Consider the following 12,074-nt stretch of genomic DNA (forward strand, 5'->3'; position numbering starts at 1 on the left):
GAGTAAAAATACGGGAAAACGACCCATCGGCCGTTATACTCACCGATTGAAAAAAATCGACTCTGCGCACAACTGCGATAAAGGTTTGCAGTTGTGCGCATTTTGTTCTCTAAAGGACATCTGCCGTGAACGCTACTACTCGCTCCGACAATGCCAGTTCTAGTACCGCCAGTGGGCCAGATACTGCCTGCGCCGATACTGCCAGCACCGCCGCGACCTTCACCCGCTTCACCTGGCGCCAGCATGTCATCGCCTGGGCTGTGCATGCCTTCACGCTGACCGGTTTGGTGTGGGCAACGCTGGCTGCGGTCGCACTGCTGGAGGGCAGCCCACATTGGATGTGGCTCTGGCTGGGCATTGCCCTCGTCGTCGATGGTGTCGACGGCAATATGGCGCGTAAGCATCACATCAAGGAAGTCGTCCCGTGGTTTAACGGCGCAGTGGTGGACAACATCGTCGACTATCTCACCTGGACCGCCATACCCGCGGCTTTCATGGTTATGTATCTGCCACTGGGGCCACGGCCGTTGGCGATTGCCCTGATTATTTTGGTCCTGGTGTCGTCGATGTTCTGCTATGCCAACGAAGCCGCCAAGTCCGGCGACTACTACTTCGTTGGTTTCCCTGCCGCGTGGAACATCGTGGCAGTCTTGCTGTGGGTATGGAACGCGCCCATGGCGGTGTGCATCGCTGCCATTTTTATCTTCAGCGCAATGACGCTGGTGCCGCTGCACTACACGCATCCATTCCGCGTGGAACGCGGCCGGATTGCCAACATTGCCGCAACGTTCATCTGGATTGTCTCGACCGGCATGCTTATCGCAAGTGAGACGATGGCAGCGTCGTTAAGCAAGACGTCTATCCACGGGCTTGTGGCTGTCAACGTTGCCGCCGGTGCCTGGCTGATTATTGGCGGCGTGCGGCGCTCGCTTAGCGGTCGCTAGCGGCAGTTGGTGGGTGGTTGGCGCAGGATTGCGGAGATGGCGCGGTCGCGCAGCCAGCGGACGTATTCGACGGCGCAGGCTGCAACAATTAACGCAATGACAAAGATAGTGACCCACACCGGATAATCGCGCCCATTGGCCCAGAAGTAGACGTAAGGCGAGACGAAAGTCACTAGGGTAATCAGGAGCCCCAGCATTCTTCGGCCGAATGAGCGGCCGGTGATCATCTCGACAATTCCCCAGGTGTAGGGGATAGCGGTAATGATGTCGATGCTCCACAGCACCCAGACATTGCCATGGAATCCGGGGACGAAAACCACAGGTAGCGCGCGGAGCGAAGAGTAGACCATTACCACCAGATAGGCCAACACTTTCGGGTTGTAGAGCAGGCGCCACACGGGGTTGCGCTCGATGAGTTTGGTCCCGACTTTGCGTAGTGCATGCAGATCCTTTTGCTGCATGACCAGCGTATTTGTTCCCTCCAGCAGGTAAGCGAGCAGTTTTTGCTGCTCGAGACTGCCGTGTGCCCAGGCCTGCACCAGCTCGCTTGGCGAGATAGCGATGGGCACCAGTGGTTCTCCGCGCTGTTTCAGCGCAGTGGGAAGCTCGAGGGTACTGCCATCGAGCTTATCGACGGCCAGTTCCGGGCCCACCACATGAACGATGTCGCCGCCGAGGATGTTTTGTACCTTCTTCACATCACTTTCGGGCAGCGAGCTGAACCAGAGTAGCTGCCGGGAGGAAATCGCCATTCGCAAGGCGGTCCCCAGAGCTTCTGCTGCGTCATCGATGGCGTAAAAGTCCTGCGTGTTGGTGTGGGCGAGTGAACGCAAGCTGTCGATTATTGCGACATTTTTGGCATTGAGCTCGCTGAGGCGGGCCACGCCGGAAATATCGATGACCGCCTGAGGATCAAGGGCGAAAGCATGGGTAAAAGGAAGGTCGAGTATCGAGCGCATCGCAAGGAACCGCTGGTGTCGCTGGTGTCCAACCAGGGCTGAATTCTGTGCGCTCATAGTGTTTTAGCTTGCCACAACTTGCGCTTCTCACCAGCAACTATACGGTTCGGTCTGTCTATTGGCAGGTGTTCTACCCTATGAAAACTTCATTAAGTTGGACTTTTTTCGCTGTGTAGAGTAGCTTCTAATCCACTAATAGACAGGTCTGTTCATTATGGCTTTGATGGCGGACTGGCTCATAATTTTAGGAGAACTACTTTCATGCTCATCTCAGGACTAGCGCTGGGTGCCGTGCTCGGCTTTGTTATGCAGCGAGGACGATTCTGCGTCACCGGCTTCCTGCGCGATATCTTCACTCAGCGCAGCTGGCGCGGCTTCGTCGCCCTGCTGATTGTTATTTCCGTCCACGCCATCGGCCTGGCCGCTCTGACCAGCGCCGGCGTGATTACTCCCGAATACAAGGAACTGGCTCCGCTGGCTGTTATCGTCGGCGGCGTCATCTTCGGCCTGGGCATCGTCCTGGCCGGTGGCTGCGCCTCGGGCACCTGGTATCGCTCCGGTGAGGGCCTGATCGGCTCTTGGATCGCACTGGTCTTTTACGCCCTATCCGCTGCTGCTATGAAAACTGGCTTCCTGGGTGGCCTGCAGAATTCCCTGAAGGACCGCACCGTCGGCCTGACCAGCATTCATTCCTCTCTCGGCATTAGCATTTGGCCCCTGGTCATCGCGCTGAGCGCCGTCACTGCATACCTCGCCGTCCGCTACCTGCGCGAAGAATTCTCCGGCCCGCGCCCGGTAACTCTGGCGCCGCGCAAGTCCGGTCTCGCGCATATCCTGGCTGAGAAGCCCTGGCACGTGTACGCCACCGCTGCTATCGTCGGTGTGCTCGGCGTGATTGCTTGGCCACTGTCCGCCGCCACCGGCCGCAACGATGGCCTCGGCATCACGACTCCGTCCTCCAACCTCGCTAACTACGTTGTCACTGGTGACACCGAGCGTTTCGACTGGGGCGTCCTCCTCGTCCTCGGCATCCTCGTCGGTTCCTTCATCGCGGCCAAGGCCTCCGGTGAATTCCGCCTCCGCGTCCCGGACGCCACCCAGGGCGCTCGCTCGGTCGTCGGCGGCATCTTCATGGGTGTCGGTGCTGCGTGGGCTGGCGGTTGCACCGTCGGCAACGGCATGGTCCAGACTTCGCTGTTCAGCTACCAGGGTTGGCTCGCACTGGCGTCCATCGCCGCAGGTGTCGCTATCGCCGCAAAGCTCTGGCTGAAGCCGTCCGCACCTTCGCTTAACGACGTCCCGAGCACCCCTTCCACCACCAACGACACAGCGGTATCGGCAACTGCTCCGGTCACTTCGACTGCTACTTCGCCTGTGTCCCTGCCGGGTAGCGAAGGTGCCGGTGCCGCTGGCACCGAGGCCTCCCCGCTGGCGGGTGCCTTTACTGTCGCGCCGGTAGCGTTGCTCGACCGGAGCGTCGTCAAGCAGGAAGACGGCAAGCTCACGCCACTGGGCGATGGGCGTTACGAGCTCGACACCGTCGGCGCGGTGTGCCCATTCCCGCTGATCGAGGCCAAGGACGCGATCAACAAGATTGAGGTCGGCGAGGAGCTGGTGATCCCATTCGACTGCACCCAGGCCACGGATGCGATTCCGCGCTGGGCTGCGAAGGATGGCCACAAGGTCACCAACTTTGAGCAGACCGGTGAAGCTGGCTGGACGATTTCCGTCCGCCGCGGGCGATAAGCCCTGGTGAAGCTGGGGGAGCGTTGTTAGGGTGAGGGCATAGATTGATTGACATCAACAACAAAGGAGCTCAACCATGGCAAAGAATATTCGACCACTAGATGCTCTCGTAGCCGCGGGTGCCGCCAGCGTCCTTGTGCTGGCCGGTTGCTCCTCCGATGATTCGGCTAGTACTGAGGCAAGCAGCACTGTTAGCGAAACCAGCTCTTCCGTGTCGGCCACCAGCTCTGAGGGGCATGACGACATGGATGATATGGACGATGCCGATGAGCATGGCGGTCATGGTGACCATGGTGATGACGCGATGGCCGGCCATGACCATCCGGCCGATGGTGGTCCGGCTCCAGAGGGAATGATTGCGGCGGACAACGCGAAGTTCCCGGTCGGCAGTGAAGTGCAGGTTCTCGCCGATCACATGCCGGGCATGAAGGGTGCAGAAGGCAAGGTTGTTGGTGTTTTCAACACCACTACCTACTCCGTTTCCTACACCCCGACCGATGGCAGTGAGCCGGTGAAGGACCACCGCTGGGTCGTTCATGAGGAGCTGGAGAACCCAGGCGAAGCACCGCTTGCCGACGGCTCCGAGATCACCATCAACGCCGAGCATATGGCGGGCATGAAGGGGGCCAAGGGCACTGTTGACTACTCCACCCAGGAGCCGGTGTACATGGTCGACATTGACGATGATGGTATGACCATGAAGAACCACAAGTGGGTTACTGAAAGCGAGCTTGCTCCGGAGGACTAGCAGGCTGTCTGGACGGTCTTTCCGGATAGCTTTCTCTCTTCTCCCGCTCAATCCGCTCCGACTCAAAATCGCCCAGCCACTTCACGACACCTATGTCACCTCATGCCGCCTCCACAGCTGGTACGAGGTGACGCCTGTGTCGTGAAGTGGCCCAGAGGGGGGCGGAGCGAAGTGCCCTGGGGAAACAGGCCACTGCCCAGCTACAGATCCAAATCCAACGACGCACCTGGGATGGCGTCCAGCAGCCGCTGGGTGTATTCCTTCTCCGGGTGGTCGAAGAGATCGTCGGTCGGACGGTGTTCAACCATCTTGCCGTGCTCCATCACGATGACCTCATCAGCCACCTGCCGCACCACAGCGAGGTCGTGCGTAATAAAGAGGTAGGCCAAATCCATCTCTTCCTGCAGCTCAGCGAGTAGTTCGAGCACCTGAGCCTGCACCACCACGTCGAGTGCTGACACCGCCTCGTCACAGACCACAACCTCAGGGTTCAGGGCCAGTGCACGCGCAATCGCCACACGCTGACGCTGACCACCCGACAGCTCACCGGGGAAGCGGCGCCCCATTTCCGCGGGAAGAGCGACGCGGTCGAGAAGCTCGAATACGCGCTGCTCACGCTCCTTCTTGGTGCCAATCTTGTGAATCCGCAGCGGCTCCTCGATGGAGGAATGCACCGTGCGCATCGGGTCCAGCGTCGCATACGGGTTCTGGAAAATCGGCTGAATGCGACGCCGCAGCTCCAGCTCCTCTTTACGATTCCGGCCCTGGACGCGTTTGCCGTCGAAAAGCACTTCGCCTTCGGTCGGATCGAGCAGCCCCAGCGCCATGTTGGCGACAGTGGACTTGCCCGAACCGGATTCGCCCACGATTCCAATGGTGCGACCGCGACGCAGCGTAAAGCTGATGTCATCGACGGCACGGAAGGAATCCTTGCGCCACGGACGGTCGCCGCGGATGGCAAAGTCGCGCACCAAGTTCTTCGCGACCAGAATCTCCTTCTGGTCCGCATCCGATGTCGTCGGCGCCGCCACCACGCGATCACCGCGCCGGGCAGCCAGCGATGGAGCCGCCGCGATTAGCTGCTTGGTGTATGGATGCTGCGGGCGGGTGAGAACTTGCAGGGCAGGGCCGGTCTCCACGACACGTCCTGCTTGCATAACGACGAGTCGGTCAGCGCGCTCGGCAGCCAAACCGAGATCATGAGTAATAAGCACCACGGACGTGCCGAGTTCGCTAGTGAGCTTGTCGAGGTGGTCGAGGATTTTCTTCGCCACGGTCACGTCGAGAGCGGACGTGGGCTCATCGGCAATCAGCAGCTTTGGGTGCGCGGCCAAGCCCATCGCGATAAGTGCGCGCTGGCGCATACCACCGGAGAACTCGTGTGGGTACTGGTCGATACGCTTTTTAGCGTTTGGCAGGCCGGCCTGTTCCAGCAGCTCAATCGCCTTTTTGTGGGCCTCAGAACCAGTGGCGATGTTATTGGCGCGCAGCGCCTCCTTAATCTGGGAACCGACGGTCCACACCGGATTGAGATTGGTCATCGGGTCCTGCGGAACCAGGCCGATGCCGTTGCCGCGGATGCTAACAAACTCGCGGTCCGTCAAGTGTGTGATGTCACGGCCATCGAAGGTGATGGTGCCACCGGTGACTTCACCATCACCGGGCAACAGCCCCAGCGCGGCGTGGACAGTGGTGGACTTACCCGAGCCGGACTCGCCGACAATGGCGACCGTCTCACCGGGGAAAACCTCCAGGTTGACGTCATGCACCACATCGGTCAACGATTTACTGCGGCGGCCGGACGCTGTGGTCGTCGGAAAGCCAATGCAGACATCCTTCAAGGTGAGAATGGGCGCTGCGGAAGTATTGGTGTCGGTGCTCATCGACGACGCTCCTTCGGGTCGAGAGAATCCTTCAAAGCGTCACCCATGAGGATGAAGCCGAGAACGGTAATCGCCAGGGCGAGTGCTGGCCAGAACAGGTTGGACGGGGCCTGGCGGAGCACCTGCTGTGCGACAGAGATGTCGTTGCCCCAGGAAACGGTGGTCGTCGGCAAGCCAATGCCCAAGTAGGACAGCGTGGCCTCGGCGACGATGTAAATACCCAGCGAGGTCGTGGCCATGACGATGACAGGGGCGAGGCAGTTCGGCAGCACATGGCGGAAGAGAATGCCAGTGCTGGACAGACCGAGCGCCTTGGAGGCGGTGACGTATTCCTCGTTTTTCACTGAGATCACCGAGGAGCGCACCACGCGCGCCATCTGCGGCCAGCCGAAAGCAGCGAGCACGAAGACCACGGACCAAATGGTGCGTTCGGTAAACAGCTGCATCAGCACGATGCCGGCGAGAATCAGGGGGATGGCAAAGAACATGTCCGTGATGCGGGAGAGCACCGCGTCGACCCAACCGCCAAGATAGCCAGCGATGGCACCGAGGATGATGCCCACCACGGTCACGGCCAGGGTGACGCCGATGCCGACGATGACCGAGGCGCGGGCACCGTAGATGACACGGGCGTAGACGTCGTAGCCCTGCTGAGTGAAGCCCATCGGGTGGCCGTCGCGGGCTGGGGCCAGCGAGTCACGCAGGTTTGCCGCCGTCGGGTCCACAGAGGTGAACAGCGACGGGAATGCGGCCACTGCGATGGAGAGCAAAATAATGAATGCGGAAACCCAGAACAGTGGGCGGTAACGCAGGTTCTGCCAGGCCGAACCCCAGAGCCCCAGTGGTGGGGTATCCGGCAACTGCTTGTGGTCGGGGTTCGTCGCCTGTGCGGCGGGGGCCTGCACGGTGTCGGCTTGCACGGCGTTGGCCTGCACGGCGTTGGCCTGCTTTTCCGGCTGTGTCGAATTTGACTGCGTCGAATCTGGCTTAGGCATAGCGAATCCTCGGATCCAGGACTGCGTAGAGCAAGTCGATGAGCAAGTTGGCGAACATGTAGATAACCACCAGGATGGTCACGATGCTGACCACGGTGGGAGCTTCACCAATCTGGACGGCGTGGAAGATCAGGCCACCGATGCCGGGCACGTTGAAGATGCCCTCGGTGACGATTGCGCCACCCATCAGGGCAGCCAGATCAGCGCCGATGAAGGTCACAACGGGAATCAGCGAGTTGCGCAGGATGTGGCGTCGGGTGACTTCGGAGGTCGGTAAGCCCTTGGCGCGGGCAGTGCGAACGAAGTCAGCATGGCGTGCCGACGCGACCTCGGAGCGCGTCAGCCTTAGGACATAAGCAACCGAGACGAGCCCCAGCACGAATGCCGGCAGCAGCAGGGATGTGAAGGAGGCATCGCTACCAACGGTGGGGGAGACGATCTCCCAGCGCACACCGAAGAGGTAGCGGGCCACGAAGCCGAGCACGAAGGTCGGAGTTGCGATGACCAGCAGAGACAGCACCAGAACGGTGGAGTCGAAGAAGCCGCCCTTGCGCATACCGGCAATAACGCCGAGGCCAATGCCGAAGATCGCCTCAATAGCAACGGCCATCAGCGCCAGGCGAATCGTAATGGGGAAGGCCAGCGCAATTTCCTCGCCGACTGAGCGGCCGGAGAAGGTCTCGCCCATATCCAGGGTGAACAGACCCTTGAGGTACTCCCAGTACTGGACGAGGAAAGGCTCATCCAGATGGTAGTGGGCGCGCAGTGCAGCGACCTGCTCCGGTGGCAGCTGCTTATCGCCAGCCAGTGCGGCAATGGGGTCGCCTGGCATGGCGAAGACCATTGCGTAAATCAACAGCGTGGCGCCGAAGAATACCGGCACCATCTGCAGGAGTCTCTTTCCGATATACCAACCCATGGTGCTAGTCCTTCTCAATCATTGGGTAGTCCAAAATGCCGTCCCACATCACCACGGCATTGCGCAGCTTCGGATTCCACGCCACCGAAGCATTCGGGTACCACAGCGGAATTGCAGGCAGATCCTCCATCAGCACAGACTGAGCCTTCACGTAAATCGGCTTGGCATCTTCTGCGCTCTTTGTCGAGGCTGCCTCCTGAATCAACTTGTCGAACTCCGGGTTGGAGTAGTGGTTGTCATTCGAGGAGCCACCGGTGACGAACTGCGGAAGCATGTAATTGGCCACTGATGGGTAGTCAGCTGCCCAGCCCGTGCGGTAGCCGCTGGTGATGGTCTCGTTGGAGATCTCATCGCGCAGCTGCTTGAAGGTCGGGTAGGCCTTGCCGTGGGATTCGATGCCGAGGGTTTCACCAATCATGTTGGTCACCGCTTCGACCCACTGCTGGTGTCCGCCATCGGCGTTGTAGGCAATGTCGAACGAGCCGGTAAACGGCGCAATTTTGTTGGCCTCGGCCCACAGTTGGCGAGCCTTCTTCGGGTTGTATTTCAGTACTTCTTGGCCAGGTACGTTCGGGTCGAGGTCGCCGAGCGTCAACGAGCTGAACTCGCGCGCCGGGGTGCGGGTGTCGAAGAAGATCTTCTCAGTGATGAGTTCGCGGTCAATCGCCATGGAAATCGCTTGACGACGAAGCTTGCCCTCTTCACCCGAAAATCCTGGCAGATTTCGCGGAATTGCGAAGTACTGCGAAGAGGAGGTCGGGACGTTTGCGCTGGAGTCGGGGAAATCGGTTTCGAAGCTGGCCAGCGCCGTTGGTGGAATTGTGCGTGGCAGCGTGTCCAGGCGGCCTGCCTGGAGGTCTGCGTATGCGGTGTCCACGTCCGAGTAGAAGCGGTATACCAGGCCGTTGTTACGGGCCTTGTGCTCACCGGCGAAGTCATCATTGCGGACCACGGTTAGCTGGTTGTTGTGCAGCCAAGCGCGGCCTTCGGCCATCTTGTACGGGCCATTGCCGATTGGGTGTTCACCGAAAGCCTTCTTGTCTTCGAACGCTGCCTTCGGCAGTGGCATAAACGCGACATAGCCGAGGCTGAGCGGGAAGGAGGAATCTGGGTTGGTCAGATCCACGGTGAACCTCAGGTCATCGACCTTTTTCAGGCCGGAGAGGGTTTTCTCCGTGGCCTTTTCTCCCGAGACTGCATCAAAACCCTGCACGTTGGCGAAGAAGGACTGCTGCTTCTGCAGGTTCGGTCCGTAGGCAGCGTAATTCCAGGCATCGATGTAGCTCTGCGCGGTGACTGGTTCGCCGTTGTGGAAGGTCCAGCCCGGTTTCAGCGTGATGTCGAAATGAGTCGAGTCCTCGTTGGGCTTAATTTCTGCCGCATGGTCCAGGATCATCGAGCCGTCGGTGTCGTAGCGCACCAGACCTGAGTAGAGCATGCGGAGGATATCGCCACCACCGGTTTCATTGGTGTCAGTGGTGTACAGCGGCGACTGTGGTTCGGAGTTCTGGACCACAATGAACCCCGCGCCGACCTGTTGCTGGTCAGTGCTGCAGGCAGCGAGCGCGCTTCCTGGCAAGGCGATTACCAGCAAAGCCGCCAGGATCTGGCGGACATGCAGCGTGAACTTTCCTTTTCCGCTGAGCGTTGTTGCGTGCAGTTTTGTGGCACGGGACTTCTCTCGCTGTCGGAGCTTCCGCCGGAGTTTCTGCCGGGTGTGGAAGGGGCCGGAGGCAACGGGTCTATGCATCGCGAGCCTTTCTAGATTCTGCCAGATAGGCGATATGAATTTGGTGATCGGCTCACTCCAAATGACTTAGATACCCACCTCCCACCTGCATAGGCAATGGTGGTGGTGACAACTTGGGTGTGGTGGGCTCTAAGGTTTGGATACGACCGTTCAATACAGTCTCTAACCATACAAGTCCAAAAAACATATGAGTATTAATCAGGCGAACCATCCCTTATTTGACGGTGTCTTTTACCCTCGATTGGGGAGTTAATCCTGTGCAGTGGTGCAACGTTGTAACATCCTGGCACCCCCGCAGGGGTTGGGGCTGCTGAATTTCTGGCTGTCCCACCGCCGGGCTCCTGTCCGGCCCCATCCGCGACTTCACGACACAGGTGTCACCTCATGCCACCTCCACAGCTGGCACGAGGTGACACCTGTGTCGTGAAGTGGGCTTTGGAAGAGGAAGTGGACTTTGGAGGAGGCGGAGAGGCAGCGCATTAAGTCCCACAGTACGAGTGGAAAGCACCCAACTCCCGCGGTGCCGGCTCCGTGAACCCCGCAGGGACGTCTTGCGACTCAAAGGGGTTGGTTACCGCCTCCAGCAGGTGCCGGTAGTCGGTCAGATCCCCCGCCCCTGCCGCCGCTAACGCTTCCGTGACCAGGTAGTTTCGCGGAATATACAGCGGATTCGTTTCCTCCATAAGTGTCAGGGCCGTCGTCTGGTCGATTCCCAGCTCTTCCCGCGTCTGCTTCCACAACTGCCCCCACTCAGCCGCGGCGGCGGGGAACGCAGGATCAGCGGTCAGCCTGGTCAGCGCAGCCAACGCAGCAACTGTATCCCCATCACCATCGGCCAGAACCTCAATCAGCGCCCGATGAGCATTCGTATGGTCGAGCCCAAACTTCGCCAGCAACGCCTGCCACTGCTGCACCAGGGGGATGGCCAGCGGGTCGTCGTAAAGCGAGGGGAGAATCCCCAACTTGGGCAGCCACCTGCGGCTGAGCGCATCGGTGAACTCGTCGGCGAATTCGCCCAGGAGGTCGCGGGCGCGTGCGAGGGCTTCCTCCGGGGTGCCTGCGAAATGCGGTAGCAAAGTCTCCGCAAGCTTCGACATGTTCCACCCGGCAATCGTCGGCTGCGCGCCGAACGCGTATCGACCGCCTCGATCAATGCTGCTAAACACCGCCCGCGGATCGTGCGCATCCAGAAACGCACACGGCCCAAAGTCGATGGTCTCGCCCGCGATGCTGGCATTGTCGGTGTTCATCACGCCGTGGACAAATCCACAGGCCAGCCACGCCGCAACGAGATTAGCTTGCCGCTTGACGACGTCCCGGAGAACCGACTCCGCCGAACCCTCGTAGCCGTGCCGCTGCGCGGCGAACTCGATGAGCCGATCCATGACTCCGGTGTCCGCTCCGGAGCGTGCGACCAGCTCGAACGTGCCAACTCGCAGGTGGCTGGATGCTACGCGCACGACGATGCCGCCCGGTTGAAGTTCGGTGGTGGGGTCGGTGTTGTCGAATGGGGTTTGCGAGCCGCGGTAAATCTCTTCGCCAGTTTTGATGACCGCCAGCGCGCGGGTGGTGGGGATGCCGAGCGCATACATGGCTTCGCTGATGAGGTACTCCCGCAGCGCGGAGGTCAGCGTGGCTTTGCCGTCACCGCCACGGGAAAAGGGCGTGGGGCCGGTGCCTTTCGCTTGGATCTCGTAGGCCTGGGTGCTGTCGCTGTGGGTTGTCTCTTTGGGGCAGTCGGGCTGGTTAGGCGGACAGTGCAGCCCAGTCAGCCCCGGTTCAACCTCAACTGTGGCAAGCAAGAGCGCGCGACCATCACCGAGTAGGCCTGCGAAGTTGCCGAACTGGTGGCCGGCATAGGCCGTGGCCATCGGGGTTGTGTATGCGCCGAGTGGGGTATCGGTTTCCTGGCCGACTCCGTGATCGGCGCCGTGGCCAGTGAGGAACTTCAGGCCAGCCTCCGAGCGAAGCCACTGCGGGGAGAGGCCGAGTTGGGTCGCGAGCTCGTCGTTAAGCATGACCAGCTGCGGCGATGGGGCATCAAACCCCTGCTGGTCGATAGCGAGTTCAGGCAGTGCGGTGGGCAGATCAGCGACGTTTCTAGCCATGTGCGCAGTTTAACGGGTAGGC

Annotated in this window: 9 protein-coding genes; 3 read left to right on the forward strand and 6 right to left on the reverse strand. The window is 60.3% G+C overall.

What is annotated here, in order from left to right; all coding sequences use genetic code 11:
• Window positions 1–125 precede the first annotated feature (125 nt).
• Window positions 126–944: a phosphatidylcholine/phosphatidylserine synthase gene (locus CHU70_RS02320; RefSeq protein WP_147719424.1), complete on the forward strand. Its 819-nt coding sequence runs from the start codon at window positions 126–128 to the stop codon at window positions 942–944.
• Here the strand turns inward: CHU70_RS02320 and CHU70_RS02325 are convergent.
• On the reverse strand, window positions 941–1,960 hold the full coding sequence (locus tag CHU70_RS02325; RefSeq protein WP_088611770.1) for a hypothetical protein: 1,020 nt from the start codon (window positions 1,958–1,960) through the stop codon (window positions 941–943). The two genes, CHU70_RS02320 and CHU70_RS02325, sit on opposite strands and share 4 nt — an antisense overlap.
• Window positions 1,961–2,164: 204 nt before the next feature.
• Here CHU70_RS02325 and CHU70_RS02330 point away from each other — a divergent pair, with 204 nt between their 5' ends.
• Complete coding sequence (locus CHU70_RS02330) at window positions 2,165–3,649, forward strand: YeeE/YedE thiosulfate transporter family protein (protein WP_147719425.1); 1,485 nt, start codon at window positions 2,165–2,167, stop codon at window positions 3,647–3,649.
• Window positions 3,650–3,725: 76 nt separating this feature from the next.
• On the forward strand, window positions 3,726–4,397 hold the full coding sequence (locus tag CHU70_RS02335) for a YdhK family protein (protein ID WP_172954625.1): 672 nt from the start codon (window positions 3,726–3,728) through the stop codon (window positions 4,395–4,397).
• 200 nt (window positions 4,398–4,597) lie between these two features.
• Here CHU70_RS02335 and CHU70_RS02340 read toward each other — a convergent pair whose 3' ends face one another.
• From CHU70_RS02340 to CHU70_RS02360, 5 genes are all read right to left on the reverse strand, one after another.
• Window positions 4,598–6,280, reverse strand: a complete 1,683-nt coding sequence (locus CHU70_RS02340; RefSeq protein ID WP_070858816.1) for an ABC transporter ATP-binding protein — start codon at window positions 6,278–6,280, stop codon at window positions 4,598–4,600.
• Window positions 6,277–7,275: an ABC transporter permease gene (locus CHU70_RS02345; RefSeq protein ID WP_147719426.1), complete on the reverse strand. Its 999-nt coding sequence runs from the start codon at window positions 7,273–7,275 to the stop codon at window positions 6,277–6,279. The genes CHU70_RS02340 and CHU70_RS02345 overlap by 4 nt, the downstream gene beginning before the upstream one ends.
• Entirely contained in the window at window positions 7,268–8,194 is a 927-nt protein-coding gene (locus CHU70_RS02350) for an ABC transporter permease (protein ID WP_147719427.1), read from the reverse strand. Before CHU70_RS02350 ends, CHU70_RS02345 begins: the two co-directional genes overlap by 8 nt.
• A 4-nt stretch (window positions 8,195–8,198) precedes the next feature.
• Window positions 8,199–9,944, reverse strand: a complete 1,746-nt coding sequence (locus tag CHU70_RS02355; RefSeq protein WP_147719428.1) for an ABC transporter substrate-binding protein — start codon at window positions 9,942–9,944, stop codon at window positions 8,199–8,201.
• Window positions 9,945–10,423: 479 nt separating this feature from the next.
• On the reverse strand, window positions 10,424–12,052 hold the full coding sequence (locus CHU70_RS02360; protein WP_147719429.1) for a protein adenylyltransferase SelO family protein: 1,629 nt from the start codon (window positions 12,050–12,052) through the stop codon (window positions 10,424–10,426).
• Between the last annotated feature and the right edge of the window lie 22 nt (window positions 12,053–12,074).

The sequence above is a fragment of the Corynebacterium sp. LK10 genome (genome assembly GCF_008042455.1).
Classification (GTDB): domain Bacteria; phylum Actinomycetota; class Actinomycetes; order Mycobacteriales; family Mycobacteriaceae; genus Corynebacterium; species Corynebacterium jeikeium_D.

What these genes read in the sequence shown, in the direction of transcription:
- CHU70_RS02350 (WP_147719427.1), bottom strand. Translation starts at nt 8,194, where the DNA reads ATGGGTTGGTATATCGGAAAGAGACTCCTGCAGATGGTGCCGGTATTC.
- CHU70_RS02340 (WP_070858816.1), bottom strand. Translation starts at nt 6,280, where the DNA reads ATGAGCACCGACACCAATACTTCCGCAGCGCCCATTCTCACCTTGAAG.
- CHU70_RS02360 (WP_147719429.1), bottom strand. Translation starts at nt 12,052, where the DNA reads ATGGCTAGAAACGTCGCTGATCTGCCCACCGCACTGCCTGAACTCGCT.
- CHU70_RS02355 (WP_147719428.1), bottom strand. Translation starts at nt 9,944, where the DNA reads ATGCATAGACCCGTTGCCTCCGGCCCCTTCCACACCCGGCAGAAACTC.
- CHU70_RS02345 (WP_147719426.1), bottom strand. Translation starts at nt 7,275, where the DNA reads ATGCCTAAGCCAGATTCGACGCAGTCAAATTCGACACAGCCGGAAAAG.
- CHU70_RS02335 (WP_172954625.1), top strand. Translation starts at nt 3,726, where the DNA reads ATGGCAAAGAATATTCGACCACTAGATGCTCTCGTAGCCGCGGGTGCC.
- CHU70_RS02330 (WP_147719425.1), top strand. Translation starts at nt 2,165, where the DNA reads ATGCTCATCTCAGGACTAGCGCTGGGTGCCGTGCTCGGCTTTGTTATG.
- CHU70_RS02325 (WP_088611770.1), bottom strand. Translation starts at nt 1,960, where the DNA reads ATGAGCGCACAGAATTCAGCCCTGGTTGGACACCAGCGACACCAGCGG.